Annotated in this window: 15 protein-coding genes; 2 read left to right on the top strand and 13 right to left on the bottom strand. The window is 72.7% G+C overall.

What is annotated here, in order from left to right:
* Nucleotides 1–77 precede the first annotated feature (77 nt).
* Nucleotides 78–1,151, bottom strand: coding sequence for a hypothetical protein (locus tag MFF21_RS07410; protein WP_012454474.1), 1,074 nt, complete (start codon nucleotides 1,149–1,151; stop codon nucleotides 78–80).
* Between MFF21_RS07410 and MFF21_RS07405 the strand changes: the two genes are divergently transcribed.
* Nucleotides 1,150–1,608: a helix-turn-helix domain-containing protein gene (locus MFF21_RS07405; RefSeq protein ID WP_081435397.1), complete on the top strand. Its 459-nt coding sequence runs from the start codon at nucleotides 1,150–1,152 to the stop codon at nucleotides 1,606–1,608. The genes MFF21_RS07410 and MFF21_RS07405 overlap by 2 nt on opposite strands.
* Nucleotides 1,609–1,946: 338 nt before the next feature.
* Here MFF21_RS07405 and MFF21_RS07400 read toward each other — a convergent pair whose 3' ends face one another.
* On the bottom strand, nucleotides 1,947–3,467 hold the full coding sequence (locus MFF21_RS07400; RefSeq protein WP_012454476.1) for a sensor domain-containing diguanylate cyclase: 1,521 nt from the start codon (nucleotides 3,465–3,467) through the stop codon (nucleotides 1,947–1,949).
* A gap of 185 nt (nucleotides 3,468–3,652) precedes the next feature.
* Complete coding sequence (locus MFF21_RS07395) at nucleotides 3,653–4,771, bottom strand: acyltransferase family protein (RefSeq protein WP_066918771.1); 1,119 nt, start codon at nucleotides 4,769–4,771, stop codon at nucleotides 3,653–3,655.
* 553 nt (nucleotides 4,772–5,324) lie between these two features.
* Here MFF21_RS07395 and MFF21_RS07390 point away from each other — a divergent pair.
* Nucleotides 5,325–5,564 carry a hypothetical protein gene (locus tag MFF21_RS07390; RefSeq protein ID WP_066918773.1) on the top strand — a complete coding sequence of 80 codons (240 nt, stop codon included), beginning with the start codon at nucleotides 5,325–5,327 and terminating at the stop codon, nucleotides 5,562–5,564.
* 237 nt (nucleotides 5,565–5,801) lie between these two features.
* Here MFF21_RS07390 and MFF21_RS07385 read toward each other — a convergent pair whose 3' ends face one another.
* The 10 genes from MFF21_RS07385 to MFF21_RS07340 form a co-directional block, all read right to left on the bottom strand.
* Nucleotides 5,802–6,626 carry an MBL fold metallo-hydrolase gene (locus tag MFF21_RS07385; protein ID WP_238231524.1) on the bottom strand — a complete coding sequence of 275 codons (825 nt, stop codon included), beginning with the start codon at nucleotides 6,624–6,626 and terminating at the stop codon, nucleotides 5,802–5,804.
* 43 nt (nucleotides 6,627–6,669) lie between these two features.
* Nucleotides 6,670–7,473, bottom strand: coding sequence for a sulfite exporter TauE/SafE family protein (locus MFF21_RS07380; RefSeq protein WP_066918775.1), 804 nt, complete (start codon nucleotides 7,471–7,473; stop codon nucleotides 6,670–6,672).
* A complete protein-coding gene (locus tag MFF21_RS07375) occupies nucleotides 7,473–7,931 on the bottom strand; it encodes a YeeE/YedE family protein (protein WP_238310508.1) in 459 nt (152 codons plus the stop codon). Before MFF21_RS07375 ends, MFF21_RS07380 begins: the two co-directional genes overlap by 1 nt.
* 2 nt (nucleotides 7,932–7,933) lie before the next feature.
* The gene (locus MFF21_RS07370; RefSeq protein ID WP_066918776.1) at nucleotides 7,934–8,359 is read right to left on the bottom strand and encodes a YeeE/YedE family protein; all 426 of its coding nucleotides are present in this window, start codon (nucleotides 8,357–8,359) and stop codon (nucleotides 7,934–7,936) included.
* A gap of 678 nt (nucleotides 8,360–9,037) precedes the next feature.
* Nucleotides 9,038–9,361 carry an ArsR/SmtB family transcription factor gene (locus tag MFF21_RS07365; protein WP_012752930.1) on the bottom strand — a complete coding sequence of 108 codons (324 nt, stop codon included), beginning with the start codon at nucleotides 9,359–9,361 and terminating at the stop codon, nucleotides 9,038–9,040.
* A gap of 777 nt (nucleotides 9,362–10,138) precedes the next feature.
* A complete protein-coding gene (locus MFF21_RS07360) occupies nucleotides 10,139–13,513 on the bottom strand; it encodes a UvrD-helicase domain-containing protein (protein WP_066918778.1) in 3,375 nt (1,124 codons plus the stop codon).
* On the bottom strand, nucleotides 13,513–16,173 hold the full coding sequence (locus tag MFF21_RS07355) for a PD-(D/E)XK nuclease family protein (RefSeq protein WP_153874040.1): 2,661 nt from the start codon (nucleotides 16,171–16,173) through the stop codon (nucleotides 13,513–13,515). Before MFF21_RS07355 ends, MFF21_RS07360 begins: the two co-directional genes overlap by 1 nt.
* Before the next feature lie 244 nt (nucleotides 16,174–16,417).
* Nucleotides 16,418–18,685, bottom strand: a complete 2,268-nt coding sequence (locus tag MFF21_RS07350) for a DEAD/DEAH box helicase (RefSeq protein WP_012752933.1) — start codon at nucleotides 18,683–18,685, stop codon at nucleotides 16,418–16,420.
* On the bottom strand, nucleotides 18,660–19,985 hold the full coding sequence (locus MFF21_RS07345; RefSeq protein WP_066925038.1) for an ATP-binding protein: 1,326 nt from the start codon (nucleotides 19,983–19,985) through the stop codon (nucleotides 18,660–18,662). The genes MFF21_RS07350 and MFF21_RS07345 overlap by 26 nt, the downstream gene beginning before the upstream one ends.
* A gap of 4 nt (nucleotides 19,986–19,989) precedes the next feature.
* On the bottom strand, nucleotides 19,990–22,518 hold the full coding sequence (locus MFF21_RS07340; RefSeq protein ID WP_238231525.1) for a tellurite resistance TerB family protein: 2,529 nt from the start codon (nucleotides 22,516–22,518) through the stop codon (nucleotides 19,990–19,992).
* Nucleotides 22,519–22,557: the final 39 nt, after the last annotated feature.

The following is a 22,557-nucleotide window of genomic DNA, read 5'->3' as shown; positions in this document are numbered from 1 at the left end:
GCGTCGCGGCGCCCGGAAGCGGGTCGGGACATGTCAGGCTATCTCCATGGCGTCGGGATGGGCGGGAGGGCGCGCGCTCACTGGAGCCCCGCCGCCGGCGTCGCCTCTGCCGGTGTCCCCAGGCGATAGAGGCGCGACAGCGTCCGCGCCCAAGTTCTTCCGTCCGTGGCGAAGACGTCCGAGGTGAGGGTGGGGCGCCCGGAAGCGATGGTCGGGTGGCCGAAGGAGACGCCGGCAAGCACCCGCGTCCGGCCGCTCAGAAAACTCCAGGATTCCATGAGCGGCGCCCGCGCCATCTCCTCCGGAGCCGGTCCGCCTTGCTCCAGCGCCTCCAGCGCGTCGGCGAGGTCGCGCAGCCGGTCGCAGAGCCGCCGCTCGTCGGGGGTGACGGGCATCTCGGGATCGAGGCCGAGCGCGCGGGCGAACCGCCCGCTGTCGAGGGAAGCGACGAAGGGATCCTGGGCGGCCACCTCGATGGCGGCGAGAAGGAGCATGCCCTGGCGCACCGTTCCGGCCAGCGGATGGCCCGCCGCGACGGCGTGCGTCTCGGATCGCGTCGGCGCGGGCAGGGCCACGGGCAGGAACCGGCAGCCGTCACCGGCGCCGGCGCGGCGGAGGAGGGGGCGCATCGTCTGTTCGAAGCGCGTGGCGTCCGGGCCTCCTCCGGCCCGTCCGGCCCCGAGCAGCCAGACCGGGGCGGCGGATCCGGGCTCCGGCCCCACGCCGGAAGCCTGATCCGCCGCCGCCCGTCCCGAGATCACCTGTTCCCCGCACTGGCCGAGGGCGAAGGCTGCGAGGCGCTCCTCCATGGCGCCCGGACCGACAACGACCACCGACAAGGCCGCCGCCTCGCGCAAGCTGCGGTAGGGGAGCCAGGAGAGCGGAAGGTCCAGGACGACGTCCCGCGCCGTCGCCTGCGCCTGCCTGATCAGATCCTCCGGATCGTCGAAGGTGACGAGGTCGCCGGGTTCGGCCTCGACGACGCACAGGGCCTCTGGCATCGTCTCCGGGATCCGGGCAAGGCCCTGTCCCCGCTCGGTGATCCTCAGCAACGTGGCGGGCCGTGCGGCGGTGGTCAGGGCGTGGGCCGCCGCGAGGGCGGCATGGGTCGCGGCCGAACGGCCATCGGCCCCGTAGAAGGCGTAGAGCATGGAGCAGTCCCATCCCGAGAGAGCGGAGCGGGCCACGGATGCCGGCGATGGAGTGGGACCACGCGCGGACGGGCGAGCTCAAGCAACGAGATGGAACTATACCACGGGTGTAATATTTTATCACGAGCAAAGCAAGCCGCCGCTCGACTTATCCTCAGCCAACGTCGAAGCGCTGGAGCCCGGCGCCCCCCTTCCGGGCGTTGTGTGCCAAGCGGCTCGCGAGTTGCTCGGCCTGACGCAGCTTGAGTTCTCGAAACTCTCGGACGTGAGCAAGAAAACGATAAATGATTTCGAGAACCAGAAGGTGGAGCCCCGAAGCCGCGTGGTCCGCGCCTTACGCGAAGCCCTGGAGAACCGTGGGGCGCGCTTCTACCGAAGTGGCGAAGCGATTGGCGTTCTGGTCAGCAGGCCGCACGTGAAGCGCGATGACGCGGAGGATGGCACCGGGCGAGGCTAAACAGCTTGGTTCCGCGAAGAGATCTTGCCTCTACATGTGGGTACGTTTCTACCGGCATCGGCTTGCGGTGGTCGAGCAACAGGGCTGGACGTCACGGGATCGCTCGCATCCAGCCGTTGCCCACGGTTCCCCAGGGAAGCGGGTGTCAACCGTCGGACCTGGAGAACCAGGCTCGGCGCCCTGGCAAGACCATCGCTTCCAAGATGCGGCCTCGCCCCGCTCAAGCCAGCCCCCCGCTATTGCGGGCGCCTGAGGTCGAGAACGACCCACCCGAGGATCGCTGCCGTGAGGGTTGCGATCACGGGCATCGCGACGCCATCGTGCCCCGGCCGAGCGTCTCAGGCGCCGACCAGACGAAACTGCGGCTCGCCGGCTGACCTGCCCGTTAGGCGCGATGCGCAGCGGGTCTGGTTCCGGCCGCATGCCTTGGCTTCGTAGAGGGCGGCATCGGCCAAGCCGTAGAGGTCGGCGTCGGTTATCCCGGTCGCCAGCCCGATGCTGACCGTGACGGCGCCTGGCGCGATGCCGGCCGAGGCGATTGCCAGTCCCGACACCTGGGCGTGCACCCTCTCGGCGACGCGCCGCGCGCCCGCAGCGTCGGTGTTCGGCAAGAGCAGCACGAACTCCTCGCCGCCGACCCGACAGGCGAGGTCGCCGGGCCGGGGCACGGCAGCCTTGAGGCAGCCGGCCAAGCCCTTGAGCACCTCGTCACCCACAGCGTGGCCGTAACGGTCGTTGTAGCGCTTGAAATGGTCGGCATCGACGACGAGCAGCGACAGCGGGTTGCCCGTGCGTCGGGCGTCCTCGCAAGCCCGGGCGAGGACCTGCTCGAACCGGCGGCGGTTCGCAAGGCCGGTCAGCGCGTCGGTGCGCGAGAGGCGGGCCATCTCGGCGTGCATCTCCGCGCGGCGGCGGAGCTCGCGGCCGAACAGCAGCGACAGCGTGACCGTCAGCCCGCACAGCACGAGTACGACGGCGGCGATACCGAGCGCCTTCGTCCGCCATGCGGCCTCGACCTCGGCGGTGGCGACGGCGACGTTGAGGACGAGGGGTAGGTCGCCGACCCGCGTGAAGGCGTAATGGCGCTCGACGCCGTCCCGGACCGAGGTGCCGACGAAGGCGCCGCCGCCCTCGCGCACGAACCGGTCGAAGTTCCGGGTGCCGGCGATGTTCACGCCGATGTCGGCCTCGACGTAGGGATGGCGCACGACGCGCGTGCCGTCCTGCATGTAGAGGTTGATCGCACCCTCATGACCGAGGCTGATCCGGTCGAACAGCCGGGTGAAGTACGATAGCTTGAGCGTACCAAGCGCAACGCCGCCGAACGAGCCATCGGGGTTGGCGATGCGGCGGCTGAACGGCAGCATGCGCTCCCCGGTCAGGCGCGAGATCAGCGGTCGGCCGATATGGAGGCCGACGTCCGAGCGCGCCTTGTGGACCTGGAAGTAGTCGCGGTCGGCGTAATTGCCCTTGCGCGGAGGGACGGCGCCCGCATCGGCCGCGACGTCACCGTCGGCGTCGATGACCAGCATGACCCCGAGGTCCTTGGCGGTGGCGGCCCGGTCGAACAGGATGAGTTGGCGCAGCTTGGGGCCGGCCCCCGCCGCCTCGGGCGCACGCAGGTTCTCGACCGCCGCCTGCAGGGACAGGTCGATGAGCTCGACGTTGCGGGCAATGTCACGCTCGATGACCTGCAGTAGGTTCTTCGAGGTTTGCTCAGCCTTGTCCCAGGCGTCACGGCGCACCTCCAGCAGCAGGAGCCCTGACGTGACCAGCATGCCGACGGGCGCCAGCACGCTGAGCGCGACCCAGTTGCGGCCGGACCGGAGGATGCGCGGGAGGCGCCGAGGCAGGATCATCGCGCGGCGTTCCCCGGCTGCGTTGTCGTCGCTTCGATCCTGACACGCCGAGACCTAACGGGTCTTTGCGAGTGCGGAAGGGTTGTCCGGCCCGCCCACGCCTGACGGACGGGCTCGCCGAGGCAATCGGCCGCGCGAGCCTCGACCTGCTCGTCACCGACGAGACGCCCCCCCCGGGTCCTGCGCTAACCGCGAGCCTGACGTTCGATCACCCGGCTGCCGGTCAGCGGCGTCGTGAGCGCTGCCTCACCGCTCCTTGTACCCGTGAGATGAAGAACGCGGGGACGGCGAAATAGGAAGCCGAGCCAGGTGCCGCGGATGAGCCGCTCGAAGAGAAGAGGCAGTACGACGGCGACGCTCATCACGGCGAGCGAGGCCAATCCGACATCCTCGATCACGCCCGTCTTCACGATCAGGCTGCGCCAGGCGGCCATTGGCAGGAAGAAGGCAAGATAGATCACGATGGAGCGCTTCCCGCAGGTACGCAGCGCCCCCGTCACGACGCCTCCCGCTTCGGCCAGCAAGCTGGCAAGTGCGACAATCGCCAGCGCGCCCGCGAATCCGGCCGCGAGACCCACCCCCGGCAGGCTCGCGAGGGTCGGGTGGTCCGGGATGCCCGACGGCGTGAAGGCGAGCCAGCCCTCGGCCAACGCCCAGGCCCCAAGGCTTGCAAGCGCCAGCCGCCGGTAGCGCCGCACGGCATCGGAGAAGGCAAAGATCTGGTCGGCCAGGAGGTAGCCGCCGACGAAGTAGACGTAGCGGGCGCAGAACTCCTCAACGAGGAAGGAGGAGGTTTGGACCGGCATGATCTGCAACAGCGCGGCGGTCCCGAGAAGCGCCGGGCCAGGCAAAGGCCGCAGCAACTTCGTCACGATCGAGAACACGGCGAGGAGATAGATGAACCACAGCGTTGAGTAGGGCTCGACGAGGGCGAGGGCAAGGTGAGCCAGGAAGGCCGGGATGCCCCCATCCCCGGCGACGGTCTCGTACTTCAACGCCGACTGAAGCAGCAGCCAGAGCAGGTAGAAGTAGGCGAAGTGGATTATGCGCCGGTCGGCGAAGCGGCGCCAGTCACGGTCCAGCACCCGTCCGACGAACAGACCCGAGAGCAGGAAGAAGTCCGGGATCCGGAACGGCTTGGCGAAGGCGACGACCGGGTGCAGGAAGCCCTCCCCACCCATCGCCTCGCCGGTGCCGAGGGTCGAGTGCATCATCACCACGAGCAAGATGCAGATGCCCTTTGCCACGTCGACCCAGGCGTATCGGAGCTCCTCCTCCGCTTGAGTTCTCGCCCGCCCGCCCACGATCCGTCCCCGTATCCCAGCCCGGGGCCGAGTTTCGCCGGAGCCGGTTAAGCGAGCGGCAGCACCGGCGCGCGACCGTCCATGATGGACAACGGAACTTGAACGAAGCCGCGGCCGCGGTACCAGCGCACGTTCGCCGATGCGCCGACCAGCCCCCCCGGACGAACTGCCCTGCGTCCCGTGGCGCGTTGCGAAGCCGCGTCGAACCCGTTCCGGCGCGCTCCAGCGGTGTCCACGGCTTGCGCCCGAGGCCGCCCGGAGGCGGCACAACTTCAACCGATAAGGGCCGGGAAAGCGCAGCCGGGGTTGCCGCCGGCGCCCGGCGTGGTGTCATCGCACCGCTCTCCCGCGCCACCGTCACCAGGCCGGTCGGGCAAACGCGCGCTCGGCCACCGGGACATCGTACCTCGCTCCGGCACGCTCAACGTCTCACGCCATACGGTCGCCCGCCACGGACGGCCGTCAATCCCAGATCCCGCGCAACCGTACTTTCTACGGTGTGTGCCGGCCTCGCTGCGTTCCATATAGGCCGCTCGCGGAGTGGGGGCTGACGTTGGGCGAAGACCGGCCGGACGAGTATCACGTCTACCTGAGACACGACGACGTCATCTATTTCCTGGCGGCGGACGGGACGTTCGTGTCGGACCTCGAAGGCGGTCGCGCTTTCGAGAGGATCGAGGACGCGTTCGAGGTGATCAACGCCATGACGGATGGGCGCGATCTCCCGAGGGAGCATGAACCCGGAGTGGTTCGGAACGCGCACCGCTTCTACGGGCCACGCGCCCGAGGCTGAGGGCAGGCGAACCCGCACGCAGCAGGGAGGGGGAGACCTGACCGGCATTTGGACCGGGCGGACCGAGGCTACCGCGTGGCGGCGGTTCTGGGTGGCCGACAGGCGACATCCGGGAAGCACATGGGTGCGGGCAGGAGGTCGTCCAAGGACGAGGGCGCCGAGCCCGTACCAGCGGCCCGCCACGTGTCGCACGCTGAGCGCCCCCCGGGCCGAGACATCGTCAGCGCAGGCCGATCCTCAAGCAGGCGACCCGCCTGAAGCGCAGGCTGAACTGCCTGAGCAGTCTGTACGGCAGCAGGACCGTGTTGCCCGCCGGGCGCCGGACAAAGGCCCCGGGCAGACCGACCTGCGCTGTCGCCACCATGCGGTCGCCGATCCTAACACATAAGCACGGCGCAACAGCCCCTTCTGGCGCCTCATCAACAGGAAGAAGCGCTCGGTGGATGTGCCGCCGTGGACGCGGCTGCTATAATAAGGCCAGAGCGTGCGCGCGCTGCCGCCCGGGAAGTCCGCCCGCGCCGAGCCGCTGTCGGGCATGAACAAGGTGTCGTGGATGAAGGCGGCGTCGCCGACCCGGTAGGCGACGGAGGCCAGGGTGTGGCCCGGCGTGAACAGCACCTCGACGTCCAGGTTGCCGATCCGGAAGCGCTCGCCGTCGGCGAAGAGGCGATCCCACTGCGAGCCGTCCGCCGGGAAAGTCTCGGGCAGGTTGTAGAGCCCCTTCCAGAGCTTCTGCACCTCGACGACCTTCTCGCCGATGGCGGTCGGCGCGCCCGTCCTGTCGTGCAGGTAGCCGGCCGCCGAGAAGTGGTCGGCGTGCGGGTGCGTGTCGAGGATCCACTGCAGCCTGTAGCCCGCGCGCGCGATATGGGCGAGCAGGGCATCGGCCGAGCGGGTGGCGGTCGCCCCCGACTTCGGATCGAAGTCGTGCACCGGGTCGACGATGGCGCAGTGTTTCGTCTCCGCATCGGCGACGACGTACTGCACGCTGCCCGTGCGCTGCTCGTAGAAGCCCGTCACGAGCGGGCGTCCGTGCAGGGACGTTGCGGTCAGGTCTGACATGCATTCCTCCGGTTCGGGATGAACGGCTTCGGGGCTCTGGACGTCACGCCCGACCGAGCAAGGCTGGCAGGCCGCGCGCGACGACGTAGAGGCCGACCAGGATCACCAGGCCGGCGAAGGTGATGGTCAGGGCGCGCTTGTGCCCGGCGAGACGCTGGCCGAGGCGGGCGCCGACGAGGCCGCCGAGCGCGCCGCCCAGGATGAACAGCCCGGCCAGCGTCCAATCGATCAGGCCGGAGACCGCGTAGCTCGCGGCGGTGGCCGCCCCGAAGGCGCTGACCGCCACCAGCGAGGTGCCGATGGCCATGGGCAGCGGCATGGACGTCGCCAGCATCAGGCCCGGCACGATCAGGAAGCCTCCGCCGATTCCGAAGAAGCCGGAGAACAGGCCCACCGCGAACCCGATGCCGAGCAGCCAGGGCAGGAGCACCGGGGCGCTCCGTTTGGTCAGGCGCACGTCCGGATCGCCCTCGCCGCGCCGCCGGCGCAGCATCAGGCCGCCGACCGCCAGCATCACGAACCCGAACAGGGCGAGCAGGCTCTGCCCGTCGACCGCCCTGGCCGCGGCCGAGCCGGCCAGGGCGCCGAGGACGCCGGCGAGCGAGAACGCCCCTGCGCACCGCCACTTCACGTTCCCGGCCCGCCACTGCGGGACGAGGTTGCCGGCCGCGCTGACCGAGACCGCCAGGGCGCTGGTGCCGATGGCGACATGGGGCGAGTTCACGCCGACCGCGTAGGTCAGGAGGGGCACTGCCAGGATCGAGCCGCCTCCGCCGACGAGGCCGAGGACCACGCCGACGAGCCCACCCGAGCCCGCCGCCAGGCCGAAGGTGACGAAGCTCGCCATCACGCATCCGCCGGCGCGGCAGAGGTGGACGCCGCTTGCCGGGAGACGGCGGATGGCAGGGCCTGGAACAGCAGCATGCCGACGACCATGGCGGCGACGAAGACCGCGGCCCGGGTCGGCACGACCGAGAGGAGGGTCAGCGCCGGCCCGGGGCAGAGGCCGGCCAAGCCCCAGCCGATGCCGAAGACCGCGGCGCCCGTCAGCAAGCGCGGATCGAGGTCGCGCCGCGTCGGGATCTCCAGCTTGGGCGCGAGCACTGGCCGGCCCCGGCGCGTCGCGATGCGGCAACCGGCGGCCGAGACCGTGACGGCACCCGCCATGACGAAGGCGAGGCTCGGGTCCCAGCGGCCGGTCACGTCGAGGAAGGCGAGGACCTTGGCCGGGTTGGCCATGCCGGAGACGATGAGGCCAAGCCCGAACAGCAGGCCGGCCGCGAACGCGGACACGATCCTGGACATGGTCAGGCTCCGATCAGGTGACGCGTGACGAAGACCGTCACGGCGGCGGCGGCCATGAATGTGCCGGTCGCCACGAGGGAGCGGGGCGAGCCGCGGCCGACGCCGCAGACGCCGTGGCCGCTGGTGCAGCCGGCTCCGAGCCGCGCGCCGAAACCGACCAGCAATCCCGCAAGCCCGAGGAGCGGGAGCGAGGCCTCGACCGCCACGGGCGGCCTGCCGCCGCCGAGGCCGGCGTGGACGAGGGGCGCGAGAAGCAGGCCGGCGAGGAAGGCGGCGCGCCAGCCGATCCCGCCGGTGCTCGGCGGCAGCAGGCCGCCCAGAATGCCGCTGACGCCCGCGATGCGGCCGTTGAGTATCAGGAAGAGCGCTGCGGAGGCGCCGATCATGAGACCGCCGAAAACGGCGGAAAGCGGGGTGAAGGTATCCATGGCACTCACTCCTGGACCGCGGTGCCGGGCGTCTCGCGCAGGCTTGGAGCGATCCCTCAGGCGCCGGGGGCGTGGCCGTCGTGAGCGGCAGCGTCCAGCGACGGCGCCACCAGATTAGTGATGTCTAAATTAGAAATATCTAATCAAATGTCAAGGGATGGCGGGGAGACGCCGGATGGTCCGGGACGGCGGAACGGGCCGCGCTCCACACCGCCCCTGGCGTGAACCGCCGGATCGAGGCGGCGCTTCACGAGAGCCTCCGCTGGCACGGGGGCATCCCGAGGCGAGCGGCCGGCGGTCGCGCGAACTGGACGGGAATGGGATCGCGGGCCCACGTCGGCGGCCAACGCGGCGACGCTGGCCGGGATGGCTCTCGGGAGCGGTCACGGACCGGCGCCGGTCACGGCTCCCGGCGGCCGTGGCCGCCTTTCTGCCGCCTCACGCCGTCCAGGACTGGGGCCCGCCGTTGCCTGTCCTGAGGCGCCTCGACCTTCGGGCCGCCCGGGCGATCGATGTCGAGCGCGACGCCCTGCGGGCACGCCGGGGGTTCCGATCCGGTTGGCCCCGGAGCCGACGACCGTGGCAGCCGGGTCGACCACGCCGTCACGGCGGCGCTGGGTGGACGGCCAAGCCGCCGACGCGGCGGAGCGCGCGCCTGGCGGAGCCCTGGTTACCCGATCAGCCCGCCTCCGGGCAGAAGATGTCCTTGAGCGTCGCGAGCAGGCGCGCGGCGCGGGGATCCTCCAGGCGATAGTGGAGCGTCTGGCTCTCGCGCCGGAAGGCGACCAGCCCGTCCTCGCGCAGCTTGGCAAGATGCTGCGAGAGGGCCGATTGGCTGAGGTCCACCGCCTCGGCCAGGCTCGTCACGTCCATCTCGCCCCGGGCGACCAGCAGGCATAGGATGAGGAGACGCTTCTCGTTCGCGAGAAGGCGCAGCAGGCGCGCGGCATCGGCCGCCTTGTCCTGAAGGCGCAGCAGGTCGGTCGTTGTCACCGCATCCATCGACGTCGGCCGCCCTGTATTAGACAACCCTGTTTTAGCTGGCACTAACATGGTGGCTCTGACAGGAATTCCCAACCCTGGCGATGCCGGGCAGGCAGACGTGGCCGGCGCGTAACGCGCTCGACATCTTCGCCCGGCATCGCATGTTTCCCGCGGGAGCATCATCCGTCGAAGCCGGTGAGTCCACCGTGGGACGCAGGACAACCGCGCCTGCGGGCGGGAGCGCGCGCTCGAAGCCGTCCGGGAAGCTCTCTGATGGACGTCTCAAGGCGGCGCCACCGGAATTCAGTCGGCAGCGGCGGGCTCGGCACGCGCTCGGGGGAGACCGCCCGGCAGGTCGCTCTCGCGCAACGGGTTCATGGTCCGCGCCGCGGCCAGCACGGGACGGCGGCGTCGGCCACACCGGGACGGGCAGAGCACACGCGCCCGCCCACGCCCGTCGGCGCCGGCCAGCGACCGAGCCTGCCGATCCCCGGGAACGGACTGTTTCATGCGCTCTTCACGCAGACCCGGGGATCCGCTGTCAACCGCTTGAACTTGCTCACACTCTGCGTCCTTGCTCATTCACGAGCCGGAGCAGGCCGAGCCGCGTTGACCTGGCAAGTGATGAGTGCCTTCCTCCGCCGTTCGCGAAGGCGCAGGCTCCCACGTCGAGGCAAGGCTTCTCCCCAGGCATCGGCACCGGACCCTCCGTTCCGGGAACATGGCGGCCTTCCGAACAGGCCGGGTGATGCCCGCGCAGCGGCCTGCGGAAGCCCGGCCGCTCTTCCTCGTCGCTCATCCAGCCCCGACGTCGGCCATCGCGGCGCGGGTCACCGGGACGACCCGGCCGCTCGTCACGAAGACGATCAGGCCGAGGCGCGCGCCCGTCGCGAGAAGGTATCGGGCCACCTGACGCCGGTAGTCGGCGAGGACCGCCTCCGCAGGATCCACGTCGCTTTTCCAGTCCACCACGATGTCCGGCTTGCCGACCGCGTCGCAGGCAATCGCGTCCACCACGCCCGCCGTCGCCTGGTCCTCGTCGGCGAGGCTCTCGAACCCGAACACGGGCAACTCGGCCTGGAGGCGCTCGCGGATCCCGGCGATCTCGGGAAGGCCGAGCGCCCGGGTCACGCTGGCCGCGACCTCGGCCAGGTCGACCTCGGCCCCGGCAGCGTCGCCGGTTCCGAGACCGAGCTGCCGGGCGAGGAGCCCGGCGCGCCGTCCGAGATCGTCGCCTTCGCTCGCCTCGCCCGTGAGGATCTCCTCCAGCAGCTTGTGGATGAGGATGCCGCGCTCCCGGCTGCCTGTCGGCCGTCCCCCGGGTCCGCGCCCGCCGTCGGTACCGCCCTCGACCAGGCCGGGGGCGCCGGACGTCTCGGGACCCGCCGCATCGCCGCGGCTGGGGACGATCCAGCGCAAGCGGCGCTGCCGGGCGACGGCGGCGGCCTCGGCGGCGAAGATTTCCCGTGTCTGACCGTTCGCGAATTCCGGCGCGACGGCCGGCGTCCCGACCGGCAGCCGCTCCACGTCGATGGACGGCAAATCCGCCAGCCCGAGGTCGACCACCGCCGACCAGGACGTGCTGGCGCCCGGCTCGGCGAACCGCGTGAGCACCAGCGTCTCGCGGGCCCGCGTCGCCGCCACGTACCAGAGGCGGACCCGCTCGTTCCCGACCTCGCGCTTCTCGGCCTCCAGCGCCTCGTCGTAACCGGCCGGGCGCACCCCGAAGACCGGGCAGTAGAGACAGTTCGAGGCGCGGTCGACCAGGGCTCCGGAGACGGCCTTGGTCCGGGTGGTGGTGTTGATCGGGATCACGACGGGCCATTCGAGCCCCTTGGACGCGTGCATGGTGAGCAAGGAGACCGCGGCCTCCTGCGCGTCCGGCCGGCCCTCGACCGTGCGCGTCCGGCCCTCCCAGGCCGCCCTCATCGCCCCCGCGAAGGCCCGCAGGCCGCGCACGGCGAACGGGCGCGACATTTCCAGGAACAGGTCGATGTTGGCCAGCGCCCTCTCGGCGTGGCCGTCGTGACGCTGCTGCACCACCGGGCGCAGCATGAGCGCGTCGACGGCTTGGCTGAGGATGTCGTGCGGTGTCGTGCCGAGCGCCCGCTTCGCCAGGGCCTGCAACCGTTCCAGCACCGGCCGGGCCACCGGATGGTTCACGTGCGCGACATCGACGTGCAGGCGCAGCCTGGGGACGCTCTCCGGGCGCTCCGGGTCGCGCGGCAGTCCGTCGACGAGGTCGAGCAACTCCTCGTCGGTCAGGCCGACGGCCGGCCCCCGCAGCAGGGCCCCGAGCGCGAGCGTGTCGCGCGGGTCGGCGAGCACCCGCGTCAGCGCGATCAGGTCATGCACCTCCTGCCGCCGGAAGAAGCCCTTGCCGGCCTGGGTCGAGACGGGGATGCCCCTGGCCTCAAGCGCCTCCTCGTACCGCCAGAGGTCGCTCCCGCTCGGTGCCAGCAGCGCGATGTCGCCGGCCCGGAGCGTGCGGGTGCCCGCGCGCTTGCAGGTCACGAGCTGGTGCCCGATCAGGCGCGCGCAAAGGTCCGCGACCGCTTCCGCCTCGGCGTCGCGCAGCGCCTCCGCGGTCCGCTTCGCCCCGTCGGCACCGGCCGGCACGTCGAGCGCCGCGATGCAGGGTCCGCGGTCGTGGTCGGGATGGAAGGCGTCGAGCGCCGCGAACCCGGGTTGCCCGACCCCGTTCAGGATGTCGCCGAAGCGTTCGTCCACGTAGGCGAGGATCGAGCGGCAGGACCGGAAGTTCGTCGAGATCGCGAGGACGTCGTCGGGCGAGCGCGCGAGGATGCGGTCGCGCGCCCGGACGTAGGTCGACACGTCCGCCCCGCGGAAGCGGTAGATCGCCTGCTTCGGATCGCCGACCAGGAACAGCGCGCCCGGCCGCAGCACGCGTTCCGTCCACGCGTCGGCCGCGCCGTCGGGCAGCTCGCCGCACAGCCGCCAGAGGATCTCCGTCTGAATCGGGTCCGTGTCCTGGAACTCGTCGACCAGGACGTGGCGGTAGCGGCGCCCCAGCGCCTGCCGCACGGTCTCGTGCGCGCGGAGCAGCGTGGCGGCCGCGGCGATCAGGTCGTCGAAATCGAGCAGGGCGCCGTCGCGCTTTCGGGCCTGGTACCGGTCGAGAACGGTCCGCACCGTTCCGACGAGCCTGGCCAGGAGTTCGCTCGCGGCGTTGGCCTTCAGCCGGCGCCAAGCCTCGCAGCACGCGACGTGCAGGCGCTCGGCCGACGCCTGGAGCCGGTCGGCCTCCGTCTTCGGAAGGCCGACCAGCTTGGCGGCGCCGGCCCACTTGCCTTTGCCCCCGCGGTACTTCGCGAAGTCGCCGTCCGCCTTGCACAGGCTCGCCTCCGCCGCCGCCGTCAGGATGGCGACGAGGTCGGCGTCGGCGACGCCGGTGTCCGGCAGCCGCGCGGCCATCGCCTGGAACGCCCGCACGTTCGCGGCGGTCTCACCCTCGGAAACCCCGCAGCTCCGCTGGAAGTCCGCGAAGGCCTGCACGCTGGCGCCGAAGGCCCGCACCAGGTCGGGAAGGGGTTCCGCCGGCGCGGTGCCCACCGCGCGCCCCTCGCGCAGGCAGCCGGCCACGCGGTCGATGGCCGCCAGGGCCGCGTCCGGGTCGGCCAGCACCATCTCCGCGACAAGGCCGCCGCCGCCGGAGAGGCACTCGCGGAGCCAGCCGTCGCGCAGATCCTGGAAGATGCCGTCCGCCTCCGCCTCGTCGGCGACCCGGGCGCCCGGGTCGATGTCGGCCTCGACCGGGTAGGGCTTGACCAGGCGCTGGCAGAACCCGTGGATGGTGGTGCAGGCCAGCGCGTCGAGATGCTCGCCGGCCTCGACCAGCCGGGCTCGCTGATCCGGAGACAACCCGTTCGGGAGGACGACCCGCAGCTCCTCCGGGACCTGCCCCTCGACCAGCCGGCCGACGACCTCGCCGACGCGCTCCAGCAGCTCGCTGGCGGCGAGTTCCGTGAAGGTGACCGCCGCGATGGATCCGGGGGCGACGCCCGCGGCCAGCATCATGGCGATGCGGCCGGCCATCAGCGCCGTCTTCCCGGATCCGGCCCCGGCCTCCACGAGCAGCGACCTGTCGTGGGCGGTCATGGCGAGCGCGCGCTGGGCCGCGTCGGCGAGGCCCCGGTCGTGGGCGGTCATCAGGCGGCCTCCCAGACGCGGGCGGCCTCGCCGAGCGCCGTCGTCACCAGGTCGTGCTTGCGCGGGCAGTAGGTCTTGTCGGCGTTCGCCGGCAGCGCGAAGGCCAGGTCGTTCCAGGCATCCCGGGCATCGGGGCCGGCGAAGGCGTTGCCGGCCCGCAGGCTCGCGCCGGCCGCGACGAGATACGTGGCCAGCTCGTCGAGGGCCTCGTCCGGCCGTTCGAGCCGGAGGCACAGGGATTCCCGCGGGAAGTGCAGCGAGGCATCGATCGACACGTCCGCGCCGAGGAGCACGCGGGTGGCGTAGCCGTACAGGCACCGCTGCAGTTCGCGGCCGCCGTCGAGGACCGTCCCCGCCTCGCGGGGCTTGCCGGTCTTGTAGTCGCGCACCCGCGCGCTGCCGCGGTCGTGCGACAGGTCGAGCCGGTCGATGTAGCCGGAGATCCGGAAACCGGTGCCGGGTATCGTGACCGTGGCGTCGCTGTCCCAGGGGAGGGGGTGGTGGTCGCGCTTCGGCGGCTGCCCGCCGAACGGGACCTCGACCCAGCTTCCCTGCCCGAGGAGAGGCTGGTCGGGGTGGGTGAGCGCGGCCAGGGCGAGCGCGGCCGTCTCGTCCAGGGTCCGCCGCCAGATCAGCCGCGGCGGGATCGGGCGCTCGCGCTCCCAGACCTCGGCGACGGTGGCGAGGACCGCGGCCAGCGCCCGGCGCTTGCCCGCGTCCGTCGACGGGGCGAAGCCGCCATCCGCCTCCAGGGCGACCACCGCGCGTTCGAGCACCTCGTGCAGGAGGTTGCCGAAGGCCTGATGACCGAGCGTGAGCGGCTCCGCGGCCGCGTCGGCCGTCTCCAGGCCGAGCCCGTAGGTCCAGACGAAGCCCAGCGGGTCGCGCAGGAGCTTGCGCAGCGACCGGGCGGAATGGGTGCGATCCAGGATCGCGAGCACGACCGGGTGGTCCGGCCGGACGCGCCCGTCGTGCGCGGTCAGCTCCGCCCGGCCCCAGGCCCGCCAGCAGCCCGCCGCGCAGATGGCCGGGGCCGTCGCGCGGAACTCCGCCGGCCGGGCCATGAGTCGGTCGACCTCGCCCACGGCGTGGGCCGGGACGCGGTTGCGCCCCAGGTAGGTCTCGGCCGCGCCGAACTCGCGCAGCAGCGGGCTCCTCCCGAGCAGGCGCCCGTCGGGGCCGCGCCGCGGCCGGGACAGCACGACGGCCCCGGCGCTGGTGGCCAGAATCGCGCGGAAGTCGCTCCTGTCGGCCAGCGGCCTGGGGAAGGGGTCGAGAAGACGGGACGGCACGAGATGGTCCGACAGCAGCCGATCTTCCGCGCTGACCTGCGGCCAGCCGCGCGAGCTCAGCCCGAGCAGGCGCACGAAGCGCCGCGGGGCGGCGGCCAGCGCCGAGGCGGGGGCCCAGACGACCGAGGCGCAGGCGTCCGCCCCGTCGTCGATGCGCAGGCGTCCCAGCGTCAGGTCGACGACGGCCGGCGCCCCCTCGATCAAGGCCTTGCGCCAGATCCGGAGCGCCAGGCCGTGCAGGAAGCGCTCTCCCGCCTCCGCCGCGACCGACACGCCCTGCACGAGCACGCCCACGACGTCCCGCAGCGCCGGGACGTGGTCCTGCCCGTCCGGGAAATCCTCTGCCCGGAGGCTGTTCAGCAGCCGTTCCCAGGCCGTCGGGTCGGTCAGCGGCGCCTCGCGCGGAAGGACGCGGGTCCATCGCTCGGGCAACGCGGCGAAGGGACCGGGGCCGTCGCGCAGGAGGGCCGCCAAGCGGCGGACGCCGTCCTGCGAGATCCCCCTGACCAGGACGTCGGCGAGGGCGGCCGCGGCCTGCCCCTCGCGGACGCTGGCGGCGGGCACCCCGTGGACGAAGCGCACGTCGAGGTTCGCCTCCGCCCGGAGCGCGAGCACGACGTCGTCGTACTCCTCGGTGCGGCAGGCCGCGACCGCGATGTCCGCGGGCGCGGCCTGCCCGGACGCCATCAGCTCGCGGGCCCAGCGCAGCGCCTCCAGGACCTCGTGCCTCGGGGTCGCCGCGCTGCAGACCGCGACCGCCGGCCGTTCCGGCGCGCACGTGACGACGCGGATGCCGGCCGCCTCCACCCAATCCGGGACGGAGCGCGGCCCCGCCACCCAGGTCACGGGAACGTGCGCGACCAGGGATGCGACGAGGCCGCGCCAGCACGGCGGCACGTCCGGGAGCCCGACGATCTCGACGGGCCCGAGCACCCGCGGCGCGTGGGCGAGACGCGCCCGCGCGGCCTCGGCGAGGTCGACGGGCCGCATCATCCCGGCCGGCAGGCGGGCGAGGACGGCCTCCTCCAGGCGCCGGACCGAGGCGGTCCGGTCGGCCGGGTCGGCCGACCGCGCCAGGTCGAAGGCGGCCAGCCACGCCTTCCGCACGGTCTCGGCGGCGGCGTCGACCATGCCCGGCAGCGTCTTGATGGGATCGAGCTCGCCGAGGTCCGTTTCGGCGAGGGCGGCCGGCAGAAGGCTCTTGAGCGTCTCGTCGTCGACCGGTCGCGCGAAGCCCCCGGCGAGGCGCGCCACCATGCGCTCCACGGGCATGAGCTGGACGCCATGGTCGGACCGGCGCGCGGCGGCCAGCCGGCCGTCCGACATGGCGAGGCGGCCTTGGATCACCACCGTCCGGCGCGCCATCATGCGAATCATTTCCCCGACCGTCGACCGTCACCCATCTCCGGCGAGGCTGAAGAAACGGTCAAGCTCGTACGAGTCGCCCCGGCCCAGCCGTGCACAACCTGCTCGAACCTGACGATGGCCGAGGCTTTGGCTCCGCGCCCGGGCGCGAGCTTGCGCGCTCTTCCCGGCGCGCCCGTGCCCAGCGCGGCCCGCTCGGGGTCGCCAGCTTCCCCTGGGCCCGCTCGGCCGCGCCCGTCACCGGGCGTCAGGCTTCGGGCACGCCGTCGAGCATCTCGGCGGCCAAGCCCGGCATCCGCGCCAGGACGCCCTCGTTTCGCCGGGCCCAGAAGCGCCGCAGCAGCGTCTCCGGAACATGCTCGTCGTACTTCGCGGTCTGGATGGTCCCGACGAACTCCGCGACGGCCGCGAAATCGCCCGGCACCATGCTCGCAACCCTGCGCAGGACCGCTCGGGCGTCGTCCGGGCTCACCCCGGGGAGCGTGACGCCAAGGTCGTGCGGCTCCGCCGGCAACCCGAGCATCGACAGGATGACCGCCAGGACGTCGCACGTCGCGCTGCCGCGCCACGCGAAGAGGTGAAGGTCGCGCCCGGTGTGCACCATCCGGGAGCGTCCCAGACCGAGGCGGCGGTAGGCCGACCGCCCCTCCGCGAGGAAGGTGCGGGCCCGCGCGTCGAGGTAGGCCGGCACGTCGTCGGCCTCGAAGACGCCGCGCATCTCCGCGAGGAGGCGGTCGTGCGTGGGCTCGGCGAACAGCCGCTCGAACTTCGGGATCACCCCGCCCCGGTGCGCGGAGACCTGCAGGACGTGGGCCCGCTCGTCCACCTCCTCGACCAGCCAGCGGCGCCCGGCGAAGACGACCAGGGTGCCCTGGGCGACCGCGTTGGTGAGCGGGATCGTGCCGAGCGCCCGGGTCCCGGCGACCAGGCGCCACTCCGCCCCGCTGTCGAACAGGGCGTAGAACTCGCGCGCGTGGACGAGGCGCTCGCCGCGCTCGCCCAGGAGCAGCGTGCCGTCCGGCGCCTGCTCGATGAGGCCCACCCCCGTCCGGGCCGCGCCGCGCAGCAGCTCCGCGAAGTCGCCCGGCGTCACCGAGGCGAACACCCCGGGACCGCAGAGAAGCCGATGGAGCGCGTCGGCCCGGGCGCCGCCGCGCTGCGCGATCACGGACAGGACCTGGTGCAGCAGGGCGGTCGCGAGCGCGGCGTCGCTGGCCAGCGGCGGCTCCACGAAGCGGGCGGCGAGCAGGCGGATGGCCGCGACCGCGCGCACCGCGTCCTGGCGAAGCTCGTCGAGGACCGAGGAGCGCGTGTCGAGCTCCTGCTCGCGGACGTAGATCCGGAGGATGGCGGGCACGCCCGGCCGCCGCCCCGTCCGGCCCAGGCGCTGCCGCAGCGACGCCAGCGAGCGGGGCGCGCCGACCTGGGCGACGGACCGCACCGAGCCGATGTCGATGCCCAGTTCCAGGGTGGAGGTGCAGACCGCGGTGGTCGGCAGGGACGCGTCCTTGAGGCGGCTTTCGAGCTCCTCGCGCAACTCCTTGGAGAGGTTGCCGTGGTGCGGGAAGAACTCGTTCGGGACCTCGCCCCGTTCGGCCCGGCGCCGCAGCCTGTCGGAGAGGGCCTCCACCAGCCGCCTGGAGCCGCCGAAGACCAGGTTGTTGCTGCCCCTCAGCGAGGCGAACAGGTGGTCCGTGATCGCGTCGAGTGCCGGCACCGGCCCTGCGCCGGCCGCGCCCTCCGCCTCGGCCCCGTCGGTGCCGTCGGCGTCGAGCGGCTCCAGGTAGCCGAGGATCCGAAGCTGGAGGTCCAGGCCGGCCCCGCCGTCCTGGAGCAGGCGGACGCGCTCCGGCGCGGTCGGGCGAAGCCAGGCCGCCGCAGCCTCGGCGTCGCCGATGGTGGCCGACAGGCCGACCCGTCGCGTCCTGCCCGGCGCGCCGAGGGCCTCGACACGTCTCAGCAGCGACGCCAGGTGGAGCCCCCGTGGGCCCGACAGGAGGGCATGCACTTCGTCGACGACCACGAAATCCAACGCCGCCAGCAATCGACTGGCATCGGCGGGACGCCGGATCAGCAGGGCCTCGACGGATTCCGGGGTGATCAGGGCGATGCCGGCCGGCTTGGCCAGCATCCGCGCCTTGGCCGATTGCGGCGCATCCCCGTGCCAGCGGACAAGCGGGATCTCCATCCGCTCGCAGAGCTGGTCGAGCCGCTGGAACTGGTCGTTGATGAGCGCCTTCAGGGGGCTCACGTAGAGCACCGCCAGGCCGGGTTCGGCCCGGCCGGCGATCCGGGTCAGGATGGGCAGGAAGGCCGCCTCGGTCTTGCCGGCCGCCGTCGCCGCGGCGACCAACACGTCGTCACCGCCGTCGAGGACGGCGTCGATCGCGCGCGCCTGGATGTCCCGCAGCCCCGTCCAACCCTGCTCCCGGATCCAGGAGCGGACCTCCGGGGCGAGGCGGTCGAAGGCCCCGTCGCGGAGGCGCCGCTCAGAGGCGGAAGCTGACGAGCTCATCGCCGGGCGCCGGGCTGGAGGGGACGTCGGCGTCCGCCCCGGCGTCATCTGCCTGGTCGTCGCTGCGGACCTCGACGTGCCCGAGCAGCTCCTTCCAGCCCGTGCCGGGGTTCTGCTCGATGACGGCAAGCAATTGAACGAAGGCGCGGATCGTGTTGCGCGGCGTCCGGAAGTAGGCCTCGCCGATCCGGTCGTTGCAGTGACCCATGAAGGCGCCGAGCGCCTCGTCCGGCACGAGGTGCCTGGCGGGGTCGCCGCCGGCGAACACCGCCCGGATGTTCGACAGCAGGATCAGCATGTCCTCCGGGGTCAGGTTCTGCAGCCGGATCACCGGGCCCGACAGGTCGACCAGGCCGCCCTTCGCGAAGGCATTCTCCGCCAGCCGGCTCTGGAGCGCCTGGTAGCTGTACAGCCCGCGGCGGGTGTCGAGCAGGAATTCCGGCGTGCCGCCCAGGGCCAGGCCGAGCCCGCGCACGTTCCCCTGCAGCACATCGTTGAGGATGCGCAGGACCTGCTCGAAGTTCTGGTTGCGCGCCTGCGCGCTCTGGAGCTTGTACAGGTTGACCAGCTCGTCGAAGACGACGAACAGGCCGCCGTAGCCCGCGAGCCGGACGAAGGCGGCGAGCAGCTTGAGCGCGTCGTAGACGTTGTCGTCGTCGACGATGGTCCGCACGCCCAGCGCCTGCCGGGCCTCGGTCCGCGTCGAGAACTCGCCGCGGAGCCAGCGCAGGGCCGCCGCCTTCAGCGCCTCGTTCCCGTCCTCGCTCCCGCGCCAGTACGCCTTCAGGACGACCGCGTAGTCGTAGCCCCCGACCTCGTCCTGGAGCGGCGCGAGCCTGCGGTCGATGACCCGCTCGACGGGCAGGCCGGCCTGTTGCGCCTCCTTGACCGCGTCCGTGACGAAGCGCTCGACGACGCTGCCCAGGGCGCCCCCGTCCGGCTTGGTGCGGGTCGCCATGTTGCGCAGGGCCTCGGCGTAGAGGGCCCGCGCCTGCCCCGCGCTGGCGTGCAAGCGGCGGTCCGGCGCGAGGTCCGCGTGCACGGTGACGAGCTTGCGTTCGAGGGCGACGAGCCGGACCAGGTTGAGGAAGAAGGTCTTCCCGGCCCCGTACTCGCCGATCACGAACCGGATCGAGGACCCCTCGTCGGCGACGCGGTCGATGTCGCGCACCAGGGCGGCGATCTCGGCGGCGCGCCCGACCTGGACGTGGCGCAGGCCCGTGCGCGGCACGACGCCGGCCGAGAGGGCCTGCAGGATCGCGTCACGGTCCCGCGGGCGGATGGTCGGGGCTGGCTGCATGGGGCTAGGCGGTGGTGCTGGGGAGCAGGTGGAGGCGAAGGTGGGCCGCGATGGTGACCGGGTCGTCGTGCTCGATCAAGGCCTCGTCGAAGCGCTCGAAGCCCCATTCGTTGATGGTCTCAAGCGCCCCGTCGGGAAACAGGCCGTTCGCGCGGGCCGCCCGGTCGAACGCCTCGCGCGGCATCGGGTCCGGGGATGCGGCGACCGCGGCGAGCAGGCCGGCATGGGCCGGATCGAGCCCGGCCGGGCCCGTGTCCGCCGGTGCCGGCGCGGGCGCTTCCGGGGCGACGCCACCCGGCGGCGAAACCGTGCCCGCACCTGACCCGGGCGCCGAGTCCTCGACGAAGATGTCCGAGAGCAGGCTTGCGACCGCCTGCGTCTCGCGGCGAACGCGCTCCAGCCGCGATGCGTCGATGACGACGCGCCCGGAAGCGCGGTCGCCGACGTCCCCGCGCGGTTGGCTCCCGTCGGCGCCCCGCGGCTCCGCCGACGCGGCCGACCCGAGCGGCCCGCGATGCAGGGCGGCGTAGATCCCGTCGGCCGGCAGCGCGAGGAACGCGTGCAACCGTTCGAGGAACCGCACCTCCGCGGGTTTGGCTTGACCGCCGGCCATGACGGCCGCGAGCGCCGCCCGCGCGCAGGCCTGGCGCTCGGACAGGGGGCGGCCCGCCAACCGCCTCAGGATCCCCTGCGGCTTCGGCGGGTTGCGGTGGATCGACAGGGCGTAGGCGGTCAGGCGGGATTTCTCGGCAAGGCTGAGGGTATCGGTGCCCCGGATCGCGGCGAGCATCCCGTCGGCGGCGCCCTGGGACACCGCGCCGTCCGACGCCGCGGCGAGGCATGCGGCCTCGATGACGCCGCGCAGCGCCAGGTACTCGGGGCGTGTCGCGTCGACCGGTGCCCCGGCGGCCCCCTTGAACAGGACGACCGCCGCATCGGCGTCCGAGGCCGAGGCGCCGGCGCGAGGTTCCGGCCCGTAGCGGCGGTCCGGTTCGATGCCGATGCCGACCCGGTCGAGCGCTTGGCAGAGCTGCGTCACGCCGGCCTGCGGCACGCGGCCTTCCTCCGGCAGCGGGATCTCCATCACCTCAAGCAGCCGGCGCAGGGACGTGGCCGGCATGGCCGCTCCGGCGGCGAACAGGGCCTCGCAGCGCTCGCCGACGGCCGTCCACGCGTCGCCTGCGCAGGCCAGGTCCGGCGGCAGGAGCAGGGCCGCCTGCACGCTCCCGCGGGCGTCCGGGCGCCTGCCGACGAAGCGGCTGAACGCATCGAGCTCGTCGGTGCAGGCCTCGACGAGCTCGCGGAGCTTCCTCACGGGGGCGGAGACGGCAGCGATATCGGGCAGGGACCCCGGCGCCTTGAGGTCCACCTGGAACGTCGAACTGGCGGCTCGATAGGACGCCTTGATCCGCGCCTTCGGCGCGCCGACCTTGAGTCCCTTCGGGTATTTGGCCGGGAACCGGAGGCGCCAGAGCGCCGCGAACTCGTCCGGGCATCGCGTCACCGGCGTGCGGAAGCCGCGGTCGGGCAGGCCCGCCAGCCAGAGGAGGGCGTCGTCCGCGTCGAGGGGCTGGCCGTCGGCCAGCTTCCGGCCGAGATGGACCCTGACGGCGAGCGGCAGTTCGTAGCTGTAGAAATTCGGGTCGAGGTTCAGCTCGGGACGCCGCTCCTCCGCCGCGGGCACCAACAGCCGGGCGGCCTCGACGAAGCTCCGCGCATAGGCCTGGAACGAGCTGTTCGCCCCGTAGATCGCGCGCAGGCGCTCGACCTCCGCGACCAGCACGGGCGCGTCGGCCGCGACCCCTTCCTTGAACAGCCGGTATTCCAGACCGTAGAAGTACAGGAAGACGAGCGCGATGCTGGCCGCGGGGTCGGAGCGCCCCCCGGCCAGCCAGTCCAGGTAGGCGCGGCGGCCCGCCGGGTTCAGCCCGTCGTACCGGCACCAGTAGGTCAGGCCGGTCGCCGAGCCCCGCCCCGCCTTCGCCACGGGAAGCGCGGGATCGATCAGGCAGTTCTCCCTGCGCCACGGATCCGACCCGAGCTTCTCGCCGACGTAGATCAGCCCTCCCGTCACCGTCAGGCCCTGGATCTCGACCGGTTCGCCGGGAGGGACCCAGCGCGCCGACCGGCCCCGCTTGCCGCGCCCCTCCGGCGAGGGTTGCGGCACGGGCGCGGGATCGTCGGGTAGGGGCGTGACCGTGAAGGCAGGCTCGACGTGCGCCTCGGAGGCAACCGCCTCGGGGGGCCGTCGACCGAACGTGTCTCGCGGTCCCTCGGGCGGGGCGGGCAGGGGGGTCGCGGGGATGGCGAGGTCAGGCGGGTCAGGCGGAGCATGGATCGTGGACGGCGCGGGGTCGACCGGCGCGCTCGCGGCTTCCGTGGTCGCGCCCGCGCCCGTCGCGCGGTCGCCCGAACGGCGTCCGAGGCTCATCCAGCCGACCAGGAGGACCGTCGCGCCCGTGACGAGGGCCGGCCAGCCCACCTGGACGAACTGCATCGCGGCGGCCGCCAGCGCCACGGCCGATCCGAGCAACAGAAGGCCTTCCCGGGCTCGGCCGGCCCCCGGTTCGCG

Source organism: Methylobacterium organophilum (assembly GCF_022179465.1).
In the GTDB taxonomy this organism is placed as follows: Bacteria; Pseudomonadota; Alphaproteobacteria; order Rhizobiales; family Beijerinckiaceae; genus Methylobacterium; species Methylobacterium organophilum.
Note: the sequence above shows the minus strand (reverse complement) of the source record. Positions and strands in the feature narration are given on the sequence as shown.

Excerpts from the sequence above, each read along its gene's own strand:
- MFF21_RS07405 (WP_081435397.1), top strand. The coding sequence starts at position 1,150 with ATGGAGCAGTCCCATCCCGAGAGAGCGGAGCGGGCCACGGATGCCGGC.
- MFF21_RS07355 (WP_153874040.1), bottom strand. The coding sequence starts at position 16,173 with ATGATGGCGCGCCGGACGGTGGTGATCCAAGGCCGCCTCGCCATGTCG.
- MFF21_RS07365 (WP_012752930.1), bottom strand. The coding sequence starts at position 9,361 with ATGGATGCGGTGACAACGACCGACCTGCTGCGCCTTCAGGACAAGGCG.
- MFF21_RS07375 (WP_238310508.1), bottom strand. The coding sequence starts at position 7,931 with ATGTCCAGGATCGTGTCCGCGTTCGCGGCCGGCCTGCTGTTCGGGCTT.
- MFF21_RS07370 (WP_066918776.1), bottom strand. The coding sequence starts at position 8,359 with ATGGATACCTTCACCCCGCTTTCCGCCGTTTTCGGCGGTCTCATGATC.
- MFF21_RS07385 (WP_238231524.1), bottom strand. The coding sequence starts at position 6,626 with ATGTCAGACCTGACCGCAACGTCCCTGCACGGACGCCCGCTCGTGACG.
- MFF21_RS07345 (WP_066925038.1), bottom strand. The coding sequence starts at position 19,985 with ATGCAGCCAGCCCCGACCATCCGCCCGCGGGACCGTGACGCGATCCTG.
- MFF21_RS07380 (WP_066918775.1), bottom strand. The coding sequence starts at position 7,473 with ATGGCGAGCTTCGTCACCTTCGGCCTGGCGGCGGGCTCGGGTGGGCTC.
- MFF21_RS07360 (WP_066918778.1), bottom strand. The coding sequence starts at position 13,513 with ATGACCGCCCACGACCGGGGCCTCGCCGACGCGGCCCAGCGCGCGCTC.
- MFF21_RS07400 (WP_012454476.1), bottom strand. The coding sequence starts at position 3,467 with ATGATCCTGCCTCGGCGCCTCCCGCGCATCCTCCGGTCCGGCCGCAAC.
- MFF21_RS07410 (WP_012454474.1), bottom strand. The coding sequence starts at position 1,151 with ATGCTCTACGCCTTCTACGGGGCCGATGGCCGTTCGGCCGCGACCCAT.
- MFF21_RS07350 (WP_012752933.1), bottom strand. The coding sequence starts at position 18,685 with ATGAGCTCGTCAGCTTCCGCCTCTGAGCGGCGCCTCCGCGACGGGGCC.